Consider the following 21,570-nt stretch of genomic DNA (forward strand, 5'->3'; position numbering starts at 1 on the left):
CATGCTAGCCTAAGCGCCTGGGTCGCGACAGGCGGAACCGACCCGCCCGCGGGATCGTGCGCGGGACGCGCCGGGGCCGTCGCGCTCAGCAGGCGGCGACGTTGACCGCGAGGCCGCCGAGGGAGGTTTCCTTGTACTTGTCCTGCATGTCGTGGCCGGTCTGGCGCATGGTCTCGATGACCTGATCGAGGCTGACGAAGTGCACCCCGTCGCCGTGCAGCGCCAGGGAGGCGGCGGCCACCGCCTTGTTGGCGCCGAAGGCGTTGCGCTCGATGCAGGGGATCTGGACGAGGCCGCCGATCGGGTCGCAGGTCATGCCGAGATGGTGCTCCATGGCGATCTCGGCGGCGTTGGCGACCTGCCGGGCGTCGCCACCCAGAACAGCGGCGAGCCCCGCCGCCGCCATGGCCGCCGCGGAGCCGACCTCCCCCTGGCATCCGACCTCGGCCCCTGAGATCGAGGCCCGGCGCTTGATCAGGCCGCCGATCGCGGCGGCGGCGAGGAGGTAGTCGCGCCCGCGCGCCTCGCTCCAGCCGGGGCAGAAATCGATGCCGTAGCGCAGCACCGCCGGCACGATGCCGGCCGCGCCGTTGGTCGGTGCCGTGACGACACGCCCGCCCGCGGCGTTCTCCTCGTTCACCGCCAGGGCGAACAGGCTGATCCAGTCCATGATCTCGTGGGCCGGACGGCTGTTGGAGAGCCGGTTCGCCTCGAGCGTCGCGTGCAGCCGCTTGGCACGGCGCCGGACCTTGAGGCCGCCCGGCAGTTCGCCGTCCATCCGAAGGCCCCGGGCGATGCAGGCGAGCATGGCGTCGCGGATGGCATCGAGGCCGGCCGCGATCGCGACCTCGGGGCGCAGGGTCCGCTCGTTGGCCATCTGCACCTGCGGGATCGTCAGGCCGGTCTCGGCGCAGATCCGCAGCAGATCGGCCCCGCTCTCGAAGGGATAGGGGAGTGCCGCGGCACCCAGGTCGGCCGGCGTCGCCGCGCCCTCCTCTTCCACGAAGCCGCCCCCGACCGAGTAGCAGACCATCTCGTCCAGACGGGCGCCCGCCGCGTCGTAGGCACGGAAGCGCATGCCGTTGGTGTGGCGCGGCAGCACCTCGGCGAAGTTGAACAGGAGATCCCGGGTGCAGTCGAAGGCGAGGCCGGGCAGGCCGAGGGCGCCGGTCTCGGCCAGGGCCTGGGTGTAGCCGGCCACGGCGTCGGGATCGACGGTGGCGGGCGCGTGACCGAGCAGCCCCAGGAAGATCGCCACGTCGGTGCCGTGGCCACGCCCGGTCCAGGCGAGGGAGCCGAAGAGTTCCGCGCTCACCCGCGCGATGCCGGGACGGCCGGCGACGCGGTCGCGGAAGCGGCGCGCGGCGACCATCGGGCCGATCGTGTGCGAACTCGACGGGCCGATCCCGATCTTGAACAGATCGAACGCACTGATCATCGCGTGGCGTCTCTCCACCGGCACGGCCTGGGACGCGACCCTGCAGGAAGCCGGCCAGACGGGTCACGCAGACACGTCCGCCGGACAGGCGCCGTGGCCGCCGGCTGAGCGCGGTCGGGCGCCTCAGATCTTTCCGTCGAGGCCCATCTGGTAATACTTGTGAACGATCTTGTCCTGGTTCTCCAGCAGCCAGTCGATCGACGGCTCGTTGGTCATGGCCTTGCGGATCGCCTCGGTCATGCCCTTGCGCTGGATGTCGAACAGCGCCTTGTGGTCGACGTTCTGCGCCTCGATCACCCCGGGGCTCAGCCAGACCGAGCAGATGATGCCGAGGTCGTTGGCCTTCTCCTTCGGGATGTAGCCCGCCCGCACGGCGTCGAGGACGCCGTTGGCGATGGCGAACTGCACGGTGCCCATCAGGATCGAGGTGTACTTGCTCTCGGTCACGCTGACCTTGGAGACGCACAGCGTCACCGGGCGGACCATGATGTCGGTGTTGAGCAGCGCGAAGACGCGGCTGTGGCCGACGACCTGGTCGCCGGTCAGCGTCGCGAGGGCGGTGCCGACGGGTCCGTCGAGTTCGCCGATGATGACCTCGGGCTCGGAGGCGGTGTTAGGCGGGCCGCCCGCCACGAGTGCCTCGCCGGCGCGCAGGATGATGCGTTCGTTCATGCTGTACCTCGTGGGGATCGGGCGCTCCGGCCTTGGCCGACGAGGCGCGTCCTATCATCGGGTCGCCGCGCCTGTCGACGCGCGGCCGTCATCGGCCCCGCCCGGGTGGGCGGGCCGGCCGAACGCCGATCCTTCCGGGATGGCCCCCGGGGAGCCCGGCTCCGCGGGGGTGTCGATGCCCCGCGGGGCCGATGCCCGCCCCGGAGCCGCGTCGCCCGTCGCCGCGATCAGTCGCGCACGACGACCTTGGTGCCGACCCGAGCCCGGTCGTAGAGGTCGGCCACGTCCTTGTTGGTCATGCGGATGCAGCCCGACGAGACCGCCGCGCCCATCGTCTCCGGCTCGTTGGAGCCGTGGATCCGGTAGAGCGAGGAGCCGAGATAGAGGGCGCGGGCGCCCAGCGGATTGTCCTGGCCGCCGGCCATGTAGCGCGGCAGGTCCGGGCGGCGGGCCAGCATCTGCTGCGGCGGACGCCAATCCGGCCACTCCTTCTTCATGGTGACGGTCTTGGTGCCGGACCACGAGAAGCCCTGACGGCCCACGCCGACGCCGTAGCGGATCGCCGCGCCGCCGCCGAGGACGTAGTACAGCCGGCGCTGCCGCGTGGAGACCACGATCGTGCCCGGCTTCTCCTTGCCGGTCCAGGCGACGGTCTCGCGGGGAATCGCCTGACTGCGGAAGACGTTGAGGAAGTCGGCGATCGGGCCCCGGTCCAGCGGGTTGGCCATCGCGGGGGCGCTTCCGAGCAGCAGCCCCGCGAGCCCGAGCATCGCGATCCGTCTCGACATGGTCTCCATCCTTCGTTCGCCGTGGCGTGGCCGATGCGGCGGCCGCGCGCTCCTCCCGCGAGCCGGCCCGGATTTCGCGGCAAGGTTGAGGCCGACCCGCGGGCGCGTGAACGTCCGGGCGTGACTGTGTGCTGCGCGCAACACCCCGCGGGTGGCGCGGCACCGGGTGGCGCGGCACAAGGGGTGATTGCGCCGGGCGACGGCCATGCTTATCTCGGGTCCGTGATCCGATCCGTCGCCCTTCTGGCCCGCCGCGTCGCGGGCCTGCCGGCCCGCTTTGCCCGGGGGCTCGCCGTGCTGGCGCTGCTCGTCCTCGCGGCGACGGCGCTGTTCGCCGCGTCTGCGCCGGCGCAGGCCGAGCGGGCGGCGGGGCCGGCCTGCGCCGTCGCGAGCCCACGCATGGCAGTTCTGTCGGGGGCGCCGGATACGCAGCCCGAGGCCGAGCGCTCGGCCTTCGGCCGTACCGATCTCTGTGCCGCGGACAGCGAGATCCTGACCGAGTTGGGGCTGCCGCGCCCGCCGGTCGAGGCGCCGCGGCCCCGTCACACGGCCACCGCATCGTTCGGGTATGCGGCCGACATCGTGCCGCCGTCCGCGCCGGATGGCGCGCCGCACCGGCCTCCAAGGCTGACCTGACGCGCGCGCCGGCTTCGACGGCCGGCTAGAGTGCGCGCCTGTCCCGATCTCCGACCGACCGGCCGCGTGGCCGGTCGCGGGATCCGCTTCGATGACGCGCGGCCCCTTGCGCCGCGCCGGCCTCAGCAGACGCATGCTTTCAGGAGCGTCGTTACCCGTGACCCGCACTGTATCCGCCAGAACCCCGTCTTCGTTCCGCGCCTCGGCCCGCGCGGCCGCCCTCCTGCCCGCAGCCCTGCTCCTGCTCGGTGTCGCGGCCTGCAACCCGAAGCCGGTCGCCACGCCGACGCCGCCCGTGCCCGAGGTCGGCTTCGTCAAGGTGGAGCCCCAGGCGATCCCCTATCTCCGCGACCTACCGGGCCGCGTCGCCCCGATGCGCATCGCCGAGGTCCGCTCCCGGGTCTCCGGGCTCGTGGTGAAGCGCCTGTTCGAGCAGGGCAGCCAGGTCAAGGAGGGCGACATCCTCTACAAGATCGACCCGGCGCCCTTCGAGGTCGAACTCGCCAGCGCCGAGGCCGCGCTCGCCCGCCAGGAGGCCGCCCAGGTGCTGGCCCGCCAGCAGGCTGACCGCCTCGAACAGCTCCTGTCCCGCGCCACCGCCAGCCAGGCCCAGTACGACGCGGCCTTCGCGGCCAAGAAGCAGGCGGAGGCCGAGGTCGCCGGCGCCAAGGCGGCCCGCGACCGGGCGCAGCTCAACCTCGGCTGGACCGACGTGCGGGCTCCGATCACCGGCCGGATCGGCCGGGCGCTGCTCACGGAGGGAACCCTGATCGAGCCCGGCTCCACGGGGGCGCTCGCCACGATCCAGCAGCTCGACCCGATCTACGTCGACATCACCCAGTCGGTCGGTGAGCTGAACCGCCTGCGCCGGGACCTCGCCAGCGGCGAGCTGGCGCGGCTGGAGGAGAACACCGCCAACGTCCACCTGATCATGGACGACGGGTCGCTCTACCCGCTGGCGGGCCGGCTGCTGTTCTCGGACGTCACCGCCGATCCGAGCACCGGGCAGGTGACCCTGCGGGTGCAGTTCCCCAACCCGCACGACGAGCTGTTCCCCGGCATGTACGTGCGGGCGCGGATCAAGCAGGGCATCGACTCGGATGCCATCGCGGTGCCGCAACAGGCGATCCAGCGCACCGATGACGGCCGCGCCGAGGTCTGGGTGGTGCGCGCCGACGAGACCGTGATGCGCCAGCCCGTCGAGGTCGGACCCGTGGTCGGTCAGAACTGGCTGATCCGCTCCGGGCTGAAGGCCGGCGAGCGGGTCGTGGTCGACGGCTTCCAGAAGATCACCGTCGGCGCGAAGGTGAAGCCCCTCGACCAGACCCCGGTCCACGGTGAGGCCGGTCCGAAGCACGATGCCGACGAGGCGCTCGTCACGCCCGCCGACAAGGCGGAGGCCGCGCAGCGGGCCGCCGCCGTCCAGCAGCGCCACTGAGCCCGGGAGAGCCCGATCATGGCCCGCTTCTTCATCGACCGCCCGGTCTTCGCCTGGGTGGTGGCGCTGTTCATCTGTCTCGGCGGTGCGCTCGCGATCCCGAACCTGCCGGTGGCGCAGTACCCGGTGATCGCGCCGCCCTCCATCGCGTTGTCCACGGCCTATCCGGGGGCCTCGGTGGAGAGCCTCTACATCGGCACGACCCGGCTCATCGAGGACGAGCTGAACGGCGCGGCCAACATCATGAACTTCGAGTCGACCACCGACTCGTTCGGCTCCGTGAACATCACCGCCACCTTCCAGCCCGGCACCGACCCGGCGCTGGCCTCCGTGGAGGTGCAGAACCGGCTGAAGCGCGTCGAGGCGCGCCTGCCCGCGGAGGTGCGCCAGCAGGGCATCCTGGTGGAGGAGGCCTCGGCCGCGACCCTCAACATCATCACCCTCGTCTCCAAGGACGGGTCGATGGACGAGGTCGGCCTCGGCGACTTCCTGATCCGCAACGTCATCAACGAGATCCGGCGCATCCCGGGCGTCGGGCGCGCGACGCTCTACTCGACGGAGCGGTCGCTGCGCGTCTGGGTCGATCCCGACAAGCTGCGCGGCCTCTCGCTCAGCGCCTCGGACGTGACCGACGCGATCCGCAACCAGAACGTCCAGGTCGCCTCCGGCTCGGTCGGCGCGCAGCCGAGCCCGACCCGGCAGGCGCTCACCGTGCCGATCATCGTGAAGGGCCAGCTCGGCACCATCGAGGAATTCGGCGCCATCGTGCTGCGGGCCAATTCCGACGGCTCGAACGTGCGCCTGCGCGACGTGGCGCGGATCGAGCTCGGCGGCGACGCCTACCAGTTCTCCACCCGGCTGAACGGCGGCCCGGCCGCCGGCATCTCGGTAACGCTCGCCCCCGACGGCAACGCGCTGGAGACGGCCCGCGCGATCCGCGCCAAGATGGTCGAGCTGTCCCAGTTCTTCCCGCCGGACCTGAAGTGGGACATCCCCTACGACATCACCCCGGCGGTGGAGGCCTCCATCGAGAAGGTGCTGCACACCCTCGTCGAGGCGGTGGTGCTGGTCTTCCTGGTGATGTTCCTGTTCCTGCAGAACATCCGCTACACCCTGATTCCCACGATCGTCGTGCCGATCGCCCTCATGGGCACGGTCACGGTGATGTGGATCTCGGGCTTCTCGGTGAACGTGCTCACCATGTTCGGCATGGTGCTGGCCATCGGCATCCTGGTCGACGACGCCATCGTGGTGGTGGAGAACGTCGAGCGGATCATGAACGAGGAGGGGCTGCCCCCCAAGGAGGCCACCAAGAAGGCCATGGGGCAGATCACCGGGGCGATCATCGGCATCACCCTGGTGCTGATGGCGGTGTTCATCCCGATGGCGTTCTTCCCCGGCTCGGTGGGCATCATCTACCGGCAGTTCTCGATCGCGATGGTGACCTCCATCGCGTTCTCGGCGCTGCTCGCCCTGTCGCTGACGCCGGCCCTCTGCGCGACCTTCCTGAAGCCGGTGGCCAAGGGACACGGCCACGCCAAGGGCGGCGTGTTCGGGTTGTTCAACCGGTTCGTCGACCGGGAGACCGCCCGCTACGGACGCGGCACCCAGTGGTTCATCCGGAAATCCGGCCGGGTGATGCTGGTCTATCTCGCCCTCGTGGCGGGCACCGCCTACGCGTTCGTCAACCTGCCGGAGGGCTTCCTGCCGGTGGAGGACCAGGGCTTCTTCACGGTCGACATCCAGACGCCGCCGGGCGCCTCCTACAACCGCACCCAGGAGGCGGTGCGCAAGGTCGAGGAGCACCTGCTGGCGCAACCGGGCGTCGCCACCGTGACGATGCTCAACGGCTTCTCGTTCTCCGGGCAGGCCCCGAGCACGAGCCAGGCCTTCGTGACCCTCAAGCCCTGGTCCGAGCGCGACGCCAAGAACTCGGCCGCCGCCCTCGTCGCGGGCACCAACGCGGCGCTCGCCAGCTACCGCGACGCCACGGTGGACGCGCAGGAACCCCCGCCCGTGGACAACCTCGGCAACGCGGCGGGCTTCTCGTTCCGCCTGCAGGACCGGGCCAACCGCGGGTACGCGGCGCTGCTCTCCGCCCAGGAGCAGCTCCTGAAGCTGGCCTCGCAGAGCCCGGTCCTCCAGAAGGTGAAGATCGAGGGCCTGCCGCCGACCCCGCAGGCGGAGCTGATCATCGACCGCGAGAAGGCGGCGGCGCTCGGCGTGAAGTTCGAGGACATCAACAACACGATCCAGCTCAACCTCGGCTCGGTCTACCCGAACGACTTCCCCAACCGCGGCAAGATGCAGCGCGTCTACGTGCAGGCCGAGCAGCTCCAGCGCATGAACGCGTCGGACATCCTCAACTACGCGGTGAAGAACGCCACGGGCACGATGGTCCCGATGTCGTCCTTCGCGGAGCTGAAATGGAGCATGGGGCCGAGCCAGATCGTCGGCTTCAACGGCTACCAGTCGGTGCGCTTCACCGGCGAGCCGAACCCCGGCTACACGTCGGGCGACGCGATCAGTGAGATGGAGCGGCTGATGCTCCAACTGCCCAAGGGGTTCGGCTACGCCTGGACGGGCCAGTCCTATCAGGAGAAGCAGGCGGGCAGCCAGGCGAGCCTGCTGCTGGCCCTCTCGGTGCTGATCGTGTTCCTGTGCCTCGCCGCGCTCTACGAGAGCTGGGCGATCCCGGTCTCGGTGATGCTGGTGATCCCGCTCGGCGTCATCGGCGCCGTGGCGGCCGTGCATCTGCGCGGCATGCCCAACGACGTCTACTTCAAGATCGGGCTGATCACGATCATCGGGCTCTCGGCCAAGAACGCGATCCTGATCGTCGAATTCGCCAAGGACCTCTGGAAGCCCGGGACCTCGGTGGTGCAGTCCGCGGTGGAGGCGGCGACCCTCCGGTTCCGGCCGATCGTGATGACCTCGCTGGCCTTCATCTTCGGCGTGGTGCCGCTGGCCATCGCCACCGGCGCCGCCTCGAAGAGCCAGCAGGCGATCGGCACCGGCGTGATGGGCGGCATGATCACCGCGACCGTGCTGGCGGTGTTCTTCGTGCCGGTGTTCTTCGTCGTCGTCATGCGCCTGTTCCGGCGCAAGGCGGTGGCGGAGGGCGAGCGGGCCGAGGGCGCGGCGCGGCAGGAGCCGGCGCGGGTGGCGGCCGAATAGGCCAGACGCGTCGCGCCTCGGTTCCTGCCAGGCGCGACGCGCCCCCTCTCCCGTTCGGGAGAGGGTCGAGAACGCTCCGGAGAGATCGCGCCCCTCACCCGGTCTCTCTCCCGCACGGGAGAGGGGACCCGCGGCGCCCCACTTCGGGAACACGGCATCGCTTTCAGGCCCCCTGAGCCCGAGCCCCCGAAGTCTTCAATCGAAAACGGGGATGAGGCGGGGAAAAACGCGTTCAGGCGGCCGGGTCGTGTCACTCCCCCGCGACAGCCTCGACCTCGGTCTTGTATACAGATGGTCCGATGCTTGCTGGCGCCGCGGTGGACACCGCCGGGGCTGCCGGCCGGTGGCGCATTCACGGTTCCGGAGATCCGCTTGTCCCGTTCAGCCCTGAAGACCCTCGCCCGCGGCGTGTCCGCGGTCGCGGTCGCGACGTTCGCCTTCGCGTTGCCCGCACAGGCCGCCAACGTCTTTCGCTTTGCCTTCCAGGGCGATCTGAAGTCCCTCGATCCGTACTCCCTCAAGGAGAGCTTCACCGAGGGAATGCAGCAAGCGGCCTACGAGCCCCTCGTCACCCTCGACAAGAACCTGAAATTCGCCCCCGGCCTCGCCGAGTCCTGGGAGACGCCCGAGCCGACCCGCTGGCGCTTCCACCTGCGCAAGAACGTCAAGTTCCACGACGGCTCGCCGTTCACGGCCGACGACGTGATCTTCTCCGCCCAGCGCGTCCGGGCCTCCGGCTCGAACTTCACCACCAACGTCCCGGCCGACGCCGAGTTCGTGAAGGTCGACGACTACACCGTCGACATGGTGCTGAAGAAGCCGAACCCGATCGCCATCGCCCAGTTCCCGACCTGGGTGATCATGTCGAAGGCGTGGTCCGAGAAGAACGGCGTCGTCCAGCCGACGCCTCCCAGCGCCACCAGCCCGAGCTACGCCACCCTGCACGAGAACGGCACCGGCCCGTTCGTGATCGCCGAGCACCAGCCCGGCGTGAAGACGGTGTTCAAGAAATTCGACGGCTACTGGGGCAAGGTCGAGTCGAACCTCGACGAGGCAGTGCTGACCACCATCGCCAATCCGGCGACCCGCGTCGCCGCGCTCCTCTCCAGCGAGGTCGACTGGATCGACCCCGTGCCGCTGCAGGACCAGCAGCGGGTCAACGCCAGCGGCACCGCCACCGTGATGGCCGGCCCCGAGCTGCGCACGATCTTCCTCGGCATGGACCAGGACCGGGACGAGCTCAAGGATTCGAGCGTCAAGGGCAAGAACCCGTTCAAGGACATCAAGGTCCGCGAGGCCTTCTACCTCGCCATCGACGAGGACACGATCGCCAAGCGGGTCATGCGCGGGCAGGCGGTGCCCTCCGCCCTGATGATCGCCCCGGCCCTCTACGACCGGGGGGGCGAGTTCAAGCGTCCGGCCACCGACCTCAAGAAGGCCAAGGAGCTGATGGCTCAGGCGGGCTATCCGGACGGGTTCTCGCTCACCATGGATTGCCCCAACGACCGCTACGTCAACGACGAGGCGATCTGTCAGGCGGTGGTCTCGATGCTGGCCCGCATCAACGTCAAGGTGAACCTCAACGCGCAGCCGAAGGCCAAGTACTTCGCCAAGGTGCTGGCGCCGGCCTACGACACCTCGTTCTACCTGCTGGGCTGGACCCCGTCCTCGCTGGACAGCCACAACATCCTCTACGAGATCGTCGGCTGCCGGAAGCCGGGCGACAAGTCCGGTCGCGGCGGCTGGAACCTCGCGGGCTACTGCGACCCGAAGATCGACGAAATCGCCGACAAGGTGGAATCGGAGACCGACAAGACCAAGCGCGACGCCCTGATCAAGGAGGGATTCGACGTCCTCAACACCGACTGGGGCTACATCCCGCTGCACCAGCAGGCGCTGGCCTGGGGCGTGTCCAAGAAGGTCCACCTGACCCAGCGCGCCGACAACCTGCTGCTGCTCTACTGGGTGTCGAAGGATCCGCAGTAGGCGCGCGGCGTGCTCGCCTTCCTGCTGCGGCGGGTGATCCAGGCGGCCGCGGTCCTCGCGGTCGTCGGGCTCATCGCCTTCGCGATGTTCCGGTTCGCGGGCGACCCCGTGAACCAGATCGTCGGACCCGACACCACGGTGTCCGAGCGGGCCGAGATCCGGAAGACTCTCGGCCTCGACGACCCGGTGCTGGTCCAGTTCGCCCGCTACGCCGGCAACGTGGTGCGGGGGCAATTCGGCATCTCGTATCAGTTCCGGCAGCCGGTCTCGCAACTCCTCGCCGAGCGCATGCCGGCGACGTTGGAACTTGCCTTCTGCGCCACGATCTTCGCCCTGGTGGTGGGGATCCTGATGGGTGTCTACTGCGCGCTCTTCCGGGATTCCTGGCTCGCCGGGCTGTTCCAGGCGGTCTCGCTCATCGGGATCAGCCTGCCGACCTTCCTGATCGGCATCCTGCTGATCTACCTGTTCTCGGTAACGCTCGGCTGGCTGCCCTCCTACGGGCGCGGCGACACGGTGCGGCTGGGCTGGTGGACGACGGGCTTCCTCACCGCGTCGGGGCTCAAGGCGCTGATCCTGCCCTCCATCACCCTCGGCCTGTTCCAGATGACGCTGATCATGCGGCTGGTGCGCGCCGAGATGCTGGAGGTGCTGCGCACCGACTACATCCGCTTCGCCCGGGCGCGGGGGCTCACCACCCGCGCCGTCCACCTGCGCCACGCGCTCAAGAACACCCTCGTGCCGGTCATCACCATCGCGGGGCTCCAGCTGGGCTCGGTCATCGCCTTCTCGATCATCACCGAGACGGTGTTCCAGTGGCCCGGCATGGGCCTGCTCTTCGTCCAGGCCGTGCAGAACGTCGATATCCCGATCATGTCCGCCTACCTGCTGCTCGTGGCGCTGATCTTCGTGACCATCAACCTCGTGGTCGACATCCTCTACACGGTGGTGGACCCGCGCCTGCGGCTCTCGACCGGGCGGGCGACGTGAGGGCGGCCATGACCGAAGGCTCCGGTTGCCTGCCCCTACACCGTCATCGCGAGCGCAGCGAAGCGACCCAGGGCAGCGCGCGTTCTGTCGGCGTGGCGCTGCTGGATTGCTTCGCTCTGCTCGCAAAGACGGTGGCTTCAGCCCCGAAAACGTCAACCGGACACGGCGTGAGGGTCGGCCGATGAGCGGATACGACCTCGACGCGGGCGACGCCCCGCCGGTCCCGCTGCCGGAGGCGAAGCCCTCCCGCCTCGCGCGCTGGCGGGATTCCGATCTGCTGGCGAATTTCCTGCGCTCGAAGACCGCGATGGCGGCTTTGATCGCCACTTTGCTGATGGTCGGGCTCGCCTTCGCGGCGCCCCTGGTCGCCCCGCAGAACCCCTACGACCCGGCCCAGCTCGACCTGATCAACTCCAACCTGCCGCCGATCTGGCAGGCCGAGGGCCAAGCGCCCTACTATCTCGGCACCGACGACCAGGGCCGGGACGTGCTCTCGGCGGTGCTCTACGGCCTGCGGCTGTCGCTGATCGTCGGCGTGCTCGGGGTGCTGACCTCCGGTATCCTCGGCATCGCGCTCGGCCTGATCGCCGGCTACGCGGGCGGGGTCCTCGACACGCTGATCATGCGGGTCGCCGACGTGCAGCTCACCTTCCCGGCGATCCTGATCGCCCTGGTGGTGGACGGCGTTGCCAAGGCGACCTTCGGCAGCGCCCTCGACGTCGGGCCGCTGATCGGGCTGATCGTGGTCTCGATCGGCCTGTCCTTCTGGGTGCAGTACGCCCGGACCGTGCGCTCCTCCGTGATGGTCGAGAAGGGCAAGGACTACGTCCAGGCGGCACGGCTGATCGGCCTGTCCTCCCCGGTGATCCTGGTCCGCCACGTCCTGCCGAACGTCACCGGCCCGGTCTTCGTCATCGCGACGATCAACCTCGCGTTGGCCATCATCACCGAGGCGACCCTCTCGTTCCTCGGCACCGGCCTGCCCGAGACCATGCCGTCGCTGGGCACGCTGATCCGCACCGGCAACCGCTTCCTGTTCTCCGGCGAGTGGTGGATCGTCGCCTTCCCGGGGCTGGCGCTGGCCGGCCTCGTCATCGCCATCAACCTCCTGGGGGATTGGCTGCGCGACGCGCTCAATCCGAAGCTGCAATGATGGGACATCGTCATCGCGAGCGCAGCGAAGCGACCCAGGGCAGCGCGACCTTGGTGAGCGTGGCGCCGCTGGATTGCTTCGCTCCGCTCGCAAGGACGGGGGCGCCCATCCGAAGCCGGGTTGCCACCGGAGCCGCCACGCCATGACCGAGACCATCCTCTCCGTGCGCGACCTCACGGTCGCCTTCGACACCCGCCGCGGGCCGCTCACCGCCATCGACCGGGTCTCGTTCGACATTGGCCGCGGCGAGATCCTGGGCGTCGTCGGCGAGTCCGGGGCCGGCAAGTCGGTGACCGGCTCGGCGGTGATCGGGCTGATCGACCGGCCCGGCCGGATCGCGGGCGGCGAGATCCGTCTGCGCGGCGAGCGCATCGACAACCTCTCCCCGGAGGCGATGCGGCGGGTGCGGGGCAAGCGCATCGGCATGATCTTCCAGGATCCGCTGACCTCCCTCGACCCGCTGTTCCGGGTCGGCGACCAGATCGTCGAGACCCTGCGGACCCACACCGACCTGTCGGGCAGGGCCGCCCGCACCCGCGCCATCGACCTCCTCGCCGAGGTCGGCATCCCGGCCCCCGAGCGGCGCATCGACGGCTACCCGCACGAATTCTCGGGCGGCATGCGCCAGCGGGTGGTGATCGCGCTCGCGCTCGCCGCCGAGCCGGAACTGATCATCGCCGACGAGCCGACCACGGCGCTGGACGTCTCGGTCCAGGCCCAGATCATCACGCTGCTGAAGCGTCTCTGCCGCGAGCACGGCACCGCGGTGATGCTGGTGACCCACGATATGGGCGTGATCGCCGAGGCCGCCGACCGGGTGGCGGTGATGTATGCCGGGCGGGTGGCCGAGATCGGCCCGGTCGCCTCGGTGATCGCCAAGCCGCACCACCCCTACGCGGTCGGCCTGATGGGGGCGATCCCGACCCTGTCGCAGGAGTCCGACCGGCTGAGCCAGATCCCCGGCGTGATGCCGCGCCTCACCGCCATTCCCAAGGGCTGCGCCTTCAACCCGCGCTGCCCGAAGGTGTTCGCCCGGTGCCGCGTCGAGCGGCCCGAGCCGATCCCGGTCGATGCGAGCCGGGTCGCCTGTCACCTGTACGATGCAGCGGAGCGCGCGGCGTGAGCGCCTACGTCGAAGTCACCGATCTGCGCCGCCGGTTCGACGTCTCGAAGCCCTGGCTCAACCGGGTGCTCGAGGGCGAGCCCCGGAAATTCCTCACGGCGGTGGACCGGGTCGGGTTCACGATCGAGAAGGGCGAGACCTTCGCGATCGTCGGTGAATCCGGCTCCGGCAAGTCGACGGTGGCGCGAATGGTGGTCGGCCTGCTGCCGCCCTCGGCTGGCGAGGTGACGATCACCGGCGTCTCGATGACCGATCCCCGCCAGGCCGCGGCCCGGCGGCGCCTGCGGGCGCGCATCCAGATGATCTTCCAGGACCCCTACGCGTCCATGAACCCGCGCTGGCGGGTGGGCCGGATCATCGCGGAGCCGATCCGGGCCTTCAGCCTGATCCAGGGGGAGGGGGCGATCCGCGCCCGCGTGGCCGAACTCCTGGGCCTCGTCGGGCTCCACCCCGACGATTCCAGAAAATACCCGCACGAATTTTCCGGCGGCCAGCGCCAGCGGGTGGCAATCGCCCGGGCACTCGCGAGCCAGGCCGAGTTCCTGGTGGGCGACGAGCCGACCTCGGCGCTGGACGTCTCGGTTCAGGCGCAGATCCTGAACCTGATGCGCGATCTGCAGGACCGGCTGGGACTGACCTACCTGTTCATCTCCCACAACCTCGCCGTGGTCCGCCACATGGCGACCCGGGTCGGCGTGATGTATCTGGGTCGACTCGTGGAGGTCGCCGCCGCCAAGGACCTGTTCGCGACGCCGCGCCATCCCTACACGCGGATGCTGCTCGACGCGGTCCCCGACCTCGCCCATGTCGGTCGCGCCCGGGTGCCGGTCTCCGGCGAGATCCCGAATCCGATCGACCCACCCCCCGGCTGCACCTTCAACCCGCGCTGCCCGCTGGCGAACGACCGCTGCCGCGCAGAGGTGCCGGCGCTCCTCGACGGCGTCGCGTGCCACGCGGTGCAGGAGGGACGGGCCTGACCGTGGCGGCCTGCACGGAGGGCTTCGGGGCGCAGGCCGTTCCATGCACTGAGGCCGCCGGCGCTCCGATCTCGGCGTTCGAACCCGGGCGACCGAGCCGCGCCGTGGCGCGGGACATCGACGATCCTACCGAGTGCCGACCTGCGCGATGAAGACATCGCTGCGGCGGTTGGAGGCGCGATCCCGCCTGCCGAGGCCCAGGCTCGACACCTGCGTGATGTGAACACCGCGGGGGTCCAGGCCGGCCGAGGCAAGGAAATAGGGTTGCTGCGGAAACGTCGCGTTGTCCGCCCCACCGAGGCGGACCCTGACCTTCGGCCTCCCGAGCGGCGACAAGGCGATCGGAGCGGGCCGTCGATAGCCTCCGAGCCTGTCGTCTGTCCCGATCGACGACAGGCCGTCACCGGTCGCCAGGATCGTGACCGGCAGTGCCGGTCGGCCCCCTTGCTCGAAGAACAGGCAGTACCGCAGATCCGTCGGATCCGTCAGAAACGTGCAATCGTTGATCCGCGACGGTGAGGCCTGAGCCCAGCCATACGTGGGAACAACCCATAGGACGGCCGCGAGAATCGTTCGTCCGAAAGGCATCGACACGGCCAGCCTGTGACAGGGAATGTGCGGCGATCCTCGCAAATGTCTTGCCGGATCAGAACGGCAAGCTGCGGCCGCCCATATCGTTCCATCACCGGGTCCGTGCCGCGGGACGCGGGCGCCCCCGTGGACCAGGGTCGCTGCCGGCTGGAGCCCCGTTGCACGCATGCGCGCCGGGCCGTCGCCCCTGTGCAGGGAGCGCCCGGATCGGAACGCGGTCTGCCCGTTGCGCTCGGTCCCGCATCCTCGGCGCCCGCGGAAGCCGCACGGCCGGGAACCCCGCCCTTCTCGGTCGCCGTCGCGCGGCCCCGATCCGGAGAGTATGCGGGCTTGCCGTCCCGGGCGATCGCGCCCGCGGGTCGCCGCCGCTCAGGCGTCGCGCCACTCCGAGAACGTCGCGGCCTGCCCCACCGTGACGCCGTCGCGGTCGAGCTGCCAGACCACCGCCCGCTCGATCCAGAAGCGGCGCCCATCCTTGGCGATCCGCAGCCCGCGGTAGCCGCGGCTGAAGCCCTCCCGGGTGACGGCGTCGAGGAGCCGCTGCCGCTCGGCCCGTTCCGGCGCCTCGGCCGAGAGCCGCGAGGGCAGGCCGACGAGGTCCTCCCACGCGTAGCCGAAGCAGGCCTGCGCGGCCCGGTTGGCATAGACGAAGCGCGGATCCGCGCCGCCGTCATGGGCGAGGACCGCGAAGGGGGCCTCCGCGTAGAGCCAGTCCGCATCCGCGCCGGCCGGCACCAGGGCTTCGCCGAGCCGCCGCGCGTAGCTGCCGGTGAGCAGGGCGAAGAAGTCCGGGTCGTGCGAGAGGTCCGTCATGACACGCTACAGGACGGGATCGGCGTCGATGCGCATGCGCAGGATCGCGTAGGGCGGCTGCTGCAGGTCCCGGCCGTGGTTGAATTCCGGCCGCCGGTTGACCTGGGCCGCCGAGATATAGAGCCACCGGTCCGGGGTGATCCAGAAGGTATCGGCCCAGACCAGCCGGTCATCGGCGGCCAGCACTTCCACGGTGCCGTCCGGCAGGCGCCGGCCGACCGCGTTCTGCTCCTGCAGGCTGAGATAGACCCGGTCCTCGGAATCGGTGGTCAGCCCGCCGGTCATGCCCTTCTCGCCGAGATCCCGGACGGCGGCGGCCACGGCCGCCTCCGGGACGTCCGGGTCGCGCAGGGCCGCGGTCTCGACCGCGTAGAGGCGCCGGCTCATCAGCGGCGCGTAGTACAGGCGGCGGCCGTCCGGGCTGATCGCGATGCCGTTGGCGCCGCCTTTCGGGCTCTTCTCGGGCGCGTCGCCCTTCCGCTCCATCACGGGCCGCCGCTCCACGAACTTGACCAGGCCCTCCTCGGAGCGCGTGCTGGGATGGTCCGCGAGGCGCCGGATCACCCGCCCGCTGTCGAGGTCGACCGCGAGGATCGCGCCCGTCCCGGCCTGGCCCTGGTCGGTGACGTAGGCCAGCGCCCGCCCGTCGCGCACGTCGACCCGCAGGTCGTTCAGGGAGGAGTCCGGCCCCACGCCTGCGTCGAGGGGGATCGTCCGGCGGATGCTGTTCCGGGCGATGTCGATCGCCAGGATCTTGGCGCCCCCCGGCACCGGGCGGCCCTTGCCCTCGGGCAGGCCGGCATCCAGAACCCAGAGGGTGTCGTCGCGGTCGAAGACGCCGTTGGGGACGTGGAACAGCGACGCCTGCGGCGCCTGTCGATCCGGCCGGTTGGTCGCCGCGTCCGGGTAGGGCTTCACCGATCCGTCGGGCAGCACCTCGCCGAGGGTGACCGGCTCGGCTCCGGTGAAGCGGGGCATCATCACGAACATGCGCCCACCCCGGGCGATCGCCAGCCCGGTGGGGGTGGAGGGGGCATCCGCGGCGATCGCCAGTTCCAGCGGCCCGACAGGCCGGCTCACGGGCGGCTCACGCCCTGAGGGCGTCCCGGCTTGGACCGGTCCCGCCGCGAGGGCTACGAGGCCGGATCCGATCAGGCGGCGGCGGTCGATTGGCATGCGCGTCCCGTCCTGTCATGGCGACGGCTGGACCCGTCGGCCTCCAATTCGGCCTCCATGGCCGCAAGCCGCCGCTCCAACGCGCGGGCGTCCGCAGGCGATCCCAACAACGGGCCGGCGGCGCGCGGGCGCAGGTCCTTCAGGGCAGGTTTCGCCGGGCGGACGCACGATGCGGGTCGCCGCGTCCGTTCGCGCCCGATGAGGGCTGGCGGGATCTCGGATTGAAACGATCGGGTCGGAACGATCTTGATGGAATGAATTCCAATGCAATGGATGGAATCGTCTATCGTAATCGGAAGCTATATTTATCAATAAAACATCAATCGATAAGTTGTCGAGCAGGTGAGCGAAACATGAACGTCTTGACGGGAATGCGGCCTGCGGGCTAACAGGCACATAGTATAAGTAATCAATCTTCCCGCAAGGATTTGCCCCCGCGTGATGCCGGCTGACCCGGCCCGCGCCGACATCCCATCTGGGCTGAAGAGATCTTGGCAGGGCGCCCGATTAGCTTGCGCCGATGCCGGCACATGCGCGTGCCGACGTCGGGTGTTCATGATCTCACCGTCATGATGTCCGGCCTACGATCGGCGCGGCGGGCGCGCGGAGGTGAGCCACCGGGGGTACAAGCTCTGCCATGGTCCGCGCCGAGCCGAACCGGTCGCGATGGCCCGGGCACGACATCGGAGAGGTGGGACGCGCATGGATCCTGAAGGATCCGGACGGGAGCCGGACATCGCACCGCGGCGGCGCGACGGGACGCTGCGGGTCCTGGCGATGGCGGTGCAGAAGGGCGGCACCGGCAAGACCACCCTGGCGGCGTCTCTGGCGGTCGCCGCCGCGGAGGCGGGCGAGCGCGTGACCGCGCTCGACCTCGACCCGCAGGGCTCGCTCGCCGGCTGGGGCTCCCTGCGGACGGGCGAGTCCGTCGCGGTCGACCGGGTCCAGCCCTGGGAGATGGGCCAGCTCTCGGAGATCCTCGGCATCCTCGCCGAGCAGGGCACGACGCTCGCCGTCCTCGACACGGCCGGCAGCGCCGCCGGGCTCGCGCCCGCCCTGAAGGATGCCGATTTCGTCCTGATGCCGGTCCGGCCCTCCCGGCTCGACATCGTGGCCGCCCGGCCGACGTTGCAGGCCCTCGTCGGCCTCGGCCTGCGGGAGCGGCTGGCCCTGGTGCTGAACCAGTGCCCGCCGCCGCCCTCGCCGCGCACCAGCGCCTACGCGGCGCAGCTGCGGGCGCTGGGGGTCCTGGCCGAGCCCGGGATCATCCACCGGGTCGACCACCAGGACGCCCTGGCGACCGGGCTCGGCGTCACGGAATTCGCCCCCGGCAGCCCGGCCGCCGAAGAGGTCCGGGCGCTCTGGGCCTGGATCGACGGCAAGATGCGAGCGGCCCCCGCCCGCTGAGATCAGCCGAGATCAGCCTTGGCCCAGGGCCGCCAGGATCCGCGCCCAGGAGCGCGTGCCCTTGTGGAAGCTCGTCAGGTCGTACTTCTCGTTCGGCGAGTGAATCCGGTCGTCGTCGAGGCCGAAGCCGATCAGCAGGGTGTCGCGCCCCAGGATCCGCTTGAAGTCGCCGACGATCGGGATCGAGCCGCCGGCCCCGACGGTCACCGCCGGCACGCCCCACTCGTCCTGCAGCGCCGCCTTGGCGGCACCGAGCTGCGGCATGTCGAAGGGCAGGCTGATCGCCCGCGAGCCCTTGTAGGTGATGACCTCGACCCGGCAGTCCGCCGGCACCCGCGCGCGCACGAAGGCCTCGAACGCCTCGGCGAGCCGCTTCGGATCCTGGTCGTCCACGAGGCGGAACGAGACTTTGGCGGAGGCCGTGGAGGCGATCACCGTCTTGGTGCCCTCGCCGGTATAGCCGCCGATGATGCCGTTGGCGTCGCAGGAGGGGCGCGACTGCACCAGCTCGATCGGCATCCGCCCGCGCTCGCCCGCGGGCTCCTTCAGGCCGATCGGGCCGAGCAGCGTCTCCGGCGTCAGGCCGAGGCCCCGCCACTGCTCCAGGACCTCCGGCGGGCGCTCGTGCACGCCCTCGTAGAAGCCTGGGATCGTCACCCGCCCGTCGGCATCGTGCAGGTCGGCGATGATCTTGGCGAGCACATGGATCGGGTTGCGGGCGGCGCCGCCGAAGAAGCCCGAATGCAGGTCGCGGTCGGCGCAGGTGACCTTCACCTCGAAATAGGCGAGGCCACGGAGCGACGAGGTGATGGCCGGGGTCTTCCGGTCCCACATGCCGGTGTCGCAGACCAGCACCACGTCACAGCCGAGCCTGTCGCGGTTCGCCGCGACCCATTCCGGCAGGCCCTGCGAGCCGCTCTCCTCGGCGCCCTCGATCAGGATCGTGACGCCGCATGGCAATTCGCCGTGCATGGCGATGGTGGCCCGGCAGGCCTCCACGAAGGTCATCACCTGACCCTTGTCGTCGGAGGCGCCGCGCCCGACGATTCGTTTGCCGCCCTGGCCGTCGTCGGCGAGGTGCGGTTCGAAGGGTGGCGTCGTCCAGAGATCGAGCGGATCGACGGGCTGCACGTCGTAATGCCCGTAGAACAGGACGTGGGGCGCCCCGGGCTTCGGCCTGTGGGCCAGCACGACCGGATGGAGCGAGGTCTCCTCGACGGAGGTCTCGAAGCCCAGCGCGGTCAGGTCCTGGGCCAGCCAGGCGGCGGCCTCCCGGCACGGGCCGGCATAGGCGGGATCGGTGGAGATCGACGGGATCCGCAGGAAGGCGAACAGCCGCTCCAGGGCGTTCTCCAGATCCGTGTCGATGTCGTTGAGGATCGCGTCGAGCGCGGCCATCGGGGGCTCCGGGGTGCGGCGTGAACTCTGCGGGAACGAGGGTTAGCCGAGGCGGGGCGGCGCGGGCAACGTCGGAGCACACGTTGATTGATCCCATGCCCCTTCGCGGCGGCGCCGTCGATCCGTGGTCGAGACGGAGCGCACCGGAACAGGCGCAGATTGGAATGGTTATCGACCGAAGCCCTCGGGCCGGCGCCCGCACGTCCCTCCCGGTCGCCGCTTGGGCCGATCCGTTCCCGCCCGGCCCCGGCCGGCCCCGACCGTGGACGACATCATGCGCCTCGAGACCCAGCCGCCGGTGTCGGCGGATACGCCGATCGGCATCACGCTGACGATCAACGGGCAGCGGCGCGAACTCCAGGTCGCCCCCTGGACCACGCTCCTCGACCTCCTGCGCGAGCGGCTCGACCTCACCGGCACAAAGAAGGGCTGCGACCACGGCCAGTGCGGCGCCTGCACGGTGCTGGTGAACGGCACCCGGGTGAATTCCTGCCTGACGCTCGCGGTGATGAAGGACGGCGCCGAGATCACGACCGTCGAGGGCCTCGCCGCCCTCGGCGACCGGGCGGGCCGCAACGCCCTCCACCCGATCCAGGAGGCGTTCATCGAGCACGACGCCTTCCAGTGCGGCTACTGCACGCCGGGCCAGCTCTGCTCGTCGGTCGGCCTGATGAACGAGGGCCACGCCCACACCCGGGACGAGATCCGCGAGGCGATGAGCGGCAATCTCTGCCGCTGCGGCGCCTACACCAACATCGTCGACGCCATCGAGGACGTCATGCAGGGAGCCGCCCGATGAACCGCTTCGACTATGTCCGCGCCGGCACGGTGGCGGAGGCGGTGCAGGCCTTCGGGGCGGGGGCGCGCTTCATCGCCGGCGGCACCAACCTGATCGACCTGATGAAGTACGAGGTCGAGAAGCCGGCCCGGCTGATCGACATCACCCGCCTGCCCCTGGACCGGATCGAGGATCACGGGGGCGGCCTCCGGATCGGGGCGCTCGCCACCAACGCCACAGTGGCGTACGACGACCGGGTCGCGGCGCGCTACCCGCTCCTGCGCAACGCCATCCTGGCCGGCGCCTCGGCGCAGCTGCGCAACGCCGCCTCGACGGGCGGCAACCTGCTCCAGCGGACCCGCTGCTACTACTTTTACGATACGGCCACGCCCTGCAACAAGCGCGCGCCCGGCTCCGGCTGCCCGGCGATCGGCGGGACGAACCGCATCCACGCGATCTTCGGGACGAGCGCGCACTGCATCGCCACCCACCCCTCCGACATGTGCATCGCCCTGGCCGCCCTGGAGGCCACCGTGCAGGTGACCGGGCCGCAGGGCGACCGGTCAATCCCGTTCTCCGAGTTCCACCGCCTGCCGGGGGATGCCCCGGAGCGGGACACGAACCTCGCCCCCGGCGAGATCATCGTGTCGGTCGACCTGCCGGAGAGCCGCTTCCCGCAGCACTACACCTACCTGAAGCTGCGCGACCGCCTGTCCTACGCCTTCGCGCTGGTCTCGGTGGCGGCGGGGCTTGAACTCGACGGCGACCAAGTGAAGACCGCCCGGCTGGCGCTCGGCGGTGTCGCCCACAAGCCCTGGCGCAACCGCGAGGCCGAGGCCCTGCTGGAGGGCAAGCCCGCGACTCGCGAAAACTTCCAGGCGGCGGCCGACCTCGTCGTCGCCGCGGCCAAGCCGCAATCGGAGAACGGCTTCAAGATCGATCTCGCCCGGCGCGCCATCGTGCGCGGCCTCGAACAGGCCGCCGCCGGCACGCCCCAGTCGCTCAGCGACAAGCGCATCCAGTAGGCCC

Annotated in this window: 18 protein-coding genes; 11 read left to right on the forward strand and 7 right to left on the reverse strand. The window is 70.4% G+C overall.

The window, feature by feature from the left end:
* Positions 1-85: 85 nt before the first annotated feature.
* From AC1DXK_RS01300 to AC1DXK_RS01310, 3 genes are all read right to left on the reverse strand, one after another.
* Entirely contained in the window at positions 86-1,438 is a 1,353-nt protein-coding gene (locus AC1DXK_RS01300; protein WP_457107624.1) for an L-serine ammonia-lyase, read from the reverse strand.
* 123 nt (positions 1,439-1,561) lie between these two features.
* Positions 1,562-2,110, reverse strand: a complete 549-nt coding sequence (locus AC1DXK_RS01305) for a formaldehyde-activating enzyme (RefSeq protein ID WP_457107625.1) — start codon at positions 2,108-2,110, stop codon at positions 1,562-1,564.
* A gap of 227 nt (positions 2,111-2,337) precedes the next feature.
* A complete protein-coding gene (locus AC1DXK_RS01310) occupies positions 2,338-2,898 on the reverse strand; it encodes a L,D-transpeptidase (protein WP_457107626.1) in 561 nt (186 codons plus the stop codon).
* Positions 2,899-3,120: 222 nt separating this feature from the next.
* Here AC1DXK_RS01310 and AC1DXK_RS01315 point away from each other — a divergent pair, with 222 nt between their 5' ends.
* From AC1DXK_RS01315 to AC1DXK_RS01350, 8 genes are all read left to right on the forward strand, one after another.
* On the forward strand, positions 3,121-3,534 hold the full coding sequence (locus tag AC1DXK_RS01315; RefSeq protein WP_457107627.1) for a hypothetical protein: 414 nt from the start codon (positions 3,121-3,123) through the stop codon (positions 3,532-3,534).
* 157 nt (positions 3,535-3,691) lie between these two features.
* Entirely contained in the window at positions 3,692-4,972 is a 1,281-nt protein-coding gene (locus AC1DXK_RS01320; protein WP_477296561.1) for an efflux RND transporter periplasmic adaptor subunit, read from the forward strand.
* 18 nt (positions 4,973-4,990) lie between these two features.
* Positions 4,991-8,149 carry a multidrug efflux RND transporter permease subunit gene (locus AC1DXK_RS01325; protein WP_457107629.1) on the forward strand — a complete coding sequence of 1,053 codons (3,159 nt, stop codon included), beginning with the start codon at positions 4,991-4,993 and terminating at the stop codon, positions 8,147-8,149.
* Positions 8,150-8,521: 372 nt separating this feature from the next.
* Positions 8,522-10,135 carry an ABC transporter substrate-binding protein gene (locus tag AC1DXK_RS01330; protein ID WP_457107630.1) on the forward strand — a complete coding sequence of 538 codons (1,614 nt, stop codon included), beginning with the start codon at positions 8,522-8,524 and terminating at the stop codon, positions 10,133-10,135.
* 9 nt (positions 10,136-10,144) lie between these two features.
* On the forward strand, positions 10,145-11,125 hold the full coding sequence (locus AC1DXK_RS01335; RefSeq protein WP_457107631.1) for an ABC transporter permease: 981 nt from the start codon (positions 10,145-10,147) through the stop codon (positions 11,123-11,125).
* 181 nt (positions 11,126-11,306) lie between these two features.
* Positions 11,307-12,278 carry an ABC transporter permease gene (locus AC1DXK_RS01340; RefSeq protein WP_457107632.1) on the forward strand — a complete coding sequence of 324 codons (972 nt, stop codon included), beginning with the start codon at positions 11,307-11,309 and terminating at the stop codon, positions 12,276-12,278.
* Positions 12,279-12,420: 142 nt separating this feature from the next.
* Positions 12,421-13,401, forward strand: coding sequence for an ABC transporter ATP-binding protein (locus AC1DXK_RS01345; protein ID WP_457107633.1), 981 nt, complete (start codon positions 12,421-12,423; stop codon positions 13,399-13,401).
* The gene (locus AC1DXK_RS01350; RefSeq protein WP_457107634.1) at positions 13,398-14,378 is read left to right on the forward strand and encodes an ABC transporter ATP-binding protein; all 981 of its coding nucleotides are present in this window, start codon (positions 13,398-13,400) and stop codon (positions 14,376-14,378) included. Before AC1DXK_RS01345 ends, AC1DXK_RS01350 begins: the two co-directional genes overlap by 4 nt.
* Before the next feature lie 126 nt (positions 14,379-14,504).
* Here AC1DXK_RS01350 and AC1DXK_RS01355 read toward each other — a convergent pair whose 3' ends face one another.
* The 3 genes from AC1DXK_RS01355 to AC1DXK_RS01365 all read right to left on the reverse strand — a co-directional run bounded on the left by AC1DXK_RS01355 (position 14,505) and on the right by AC1DXK_RS01365 (position 16,958).
* On the reverse strand, positions 14,505-14,972 hold the full coding sequence (locus AC1DXK_RS01355) for a hypothetical protein (protein WP_457107635.1): 468 nt from the start codon (positions 14,970-14,972) through the stop codon (positions 14,505-14,507).
* A gap of 366 nt (positions 14,973-15,338) precedes the next feature.
* Positions 15,339-15,782 (reverse strand): MEKHLA domain-containing protein, encoded by a 444-nt coding sequence (locus AC1DXK_RS01360; RefSeq protein ID WP_457107636.1) that lies wholly within the window; start codon positions 15,780-15,782, stop codon positions 15,339-15,341.
* Between the two features lie 6 nt (positions 15,783-15,788).
* Positions 15,789-16,958 carry an SMP-30/gluconolactonase/LRE family protein gene (locus AC1DXK_RS01365; protein ID WP_457107637.1) on the reverse strand — a complete coding sequence of 390 codons (1,170 nt, stop codon included), beginning with the start codon at positions 16,956-16,958 and terminating at the stop codon, positions 15,789-15,791.
* A 702-nt stretch (positions 16,959-17,660) separates the two neighbouring features.
* Here AC1DXK_RS01365 and AC1DXK_RS01370 point away from each other — a divergent pair.
* Complete coding sequence (locus AC1DXK_RS01370; RefSeq protein ID WP_457107638.1) at positions 17,661-18,365, forward strand: nucleotide-binding protein; 705 nt, start codon at positions 17,661-17,663, stop codon at positions 18,363-18,365.
* A gap of 12 nt (positions 18,366-18,377) precedes the next feature.
* Here the strand turns inward: AC1DXK_RS01370 and AC1DXK_RS01375 are convergent, their stop codons facing one another.
* Positions 18,378-19,763 carry a M20/M25/M40 family metallo-hydrolase gene (locus AC1DXK_RS01375; RefSeq protein ID WP_457107639.1) on the reverse strand — a complete coding sequence of 462 codons (1,386 nt, stop codon included), beginning with the start codon at positions 19,761-19,763 and terminating at the stop codon, positions 18,378-18,380.
* 274 nt (positions 19,764-20,037) lie between these two features.
* On the opposite strand from AC1DXK_RS01375, the gene AC1DXK_RS01380 reads away from it, so the two are divergent.
* Positions 20,038-20,562 carry a (2Fe-2S)-binding protein gene (locus tag AC1DXK_RS01380; RefSeq protein ID WP_457107640.1) on the forward strand — a complete coding sequence of 175 codons (525 nt, stop codon included), beginning with the start codon at positions 20,038-20,040 and terminating at the stop codon, positions 20,560-20,562.
* Positions 20,559-21,566: an FAD binding domain-containing protein gene (locus tag AC1DXK_RS01385; RefSeq protein ID WP_457107641.1), complete on the forward strand. Its 1,008-nt coding sequence runs from the start codon at positions 20,559-20,561 to the stop codon at positions 21,564-21,566. Before AC1DXK_RS01380 ends, AC1DXK_RS01385 begins: the two co-directional genes overlap by 4 nt.
* The last annotated feature ends 4 nt before the right edge of the window (positions 21,567-21,570 follow it).

The sequence above is a fragment of the Methylobacterium sp. P3_A11 genome, assembly GCF_056403155.1.

What these genes read in the sequence shown, in the direction of transcription:
- AC1DXK_RS01300 (WP_457107624.1), bottom strand. Translation starts at nt 1,438, where the DNA reads ATGATCAGTGCGTTCGATCTGTTCAAGATCGGGATCGGCCCGTCGAGT.
- AC1DXK_RS01305 (WP_457107625.1), bottom strand. Translation starts at nt 2,110, where the DNA reads ATGAACGAACGCATCATCCTGCGCGCCGGCGAGGCACTCGTGGCGGGC.
- AC1DXK_RS01310 (WP_457107626.1), bottom strand. Translation starts at nt 2,898, where the DNA reads ATGTCGAGACGGATCGCGATGCTCGGGCTCGCGGGGCTGCTGCTCGGA.
- AC1DXK_RS01325 (WP_457107629.1), top strand. Translation starts at nt 4,991, where the DNA reads ATGGCCCGCTTCTTCATCGACCGCCCGGTCTTCGCCTGGGTGGTGGCG.
- AC1DXK_RS01340 (WP_457107632.1), top strand. Translation starts at nt 11,307, where the DNA reads ATGAGCGGATACGACCTCGACGCGGGCGACGCCCCGCCGGTCCCGCTG.
- AC1DXK_RS01345 (WP_457107633.1), top strand. Translation starts at nt 12,421, where the DNA reads ATGACCGAGACCATCCTCTCCGTGCGCGACCTCACGGTCGCCTTCGAC.
- AC1DXK_RS01360 (WP_457107636.1), bottom strand. Translation starts at nt 15,782, where the DNA reads ATGACGGACCTCTCGCACGACCCGGACTTCTTCGCCCTGCTCACCGGC.
- AC1DXK_RS01365 (WP_457107637.1), bottom strand. Translation starts at nt 16,958, where the DNA reads ATGCCAATCGACCGCCGCCGCCTGATCGGATCCGGCCTCGTAGCCCTC.
- AC1DXK_RS01370 (WP_457107638.1), top strand. Translation starts at nt 17,661, where the DNA reads ATGGATCCTGAAGGATCCGGACGGGAGCCGGACATCGCACCGCGGCGG.
- AC1DXK_RS01375 (WP_457107639.1), bottom strand. Translation starts at nt 19,763, where the DNA reads ATGGCCGCGCTCGACGCGATCCTCAACGACATCGACACGGATCTGGAG.
- AC1DXK_RS01380 (WP_457107640.1), top strand. Translation starts at nt 20,038, where the DNA reads ATGCGCCTCGAGACCCAGCCGCCGGTGTCGGCGGATACGCCGATCGGC.
- AC1DXK_RS01385 (WP_457107641.1), top strand. Translation starts at nt 20,559, where the DNA reads ATGAACCGCTTCGACTATGTCCGCGCCGGCACGGTGGCGGAGGCGGTG.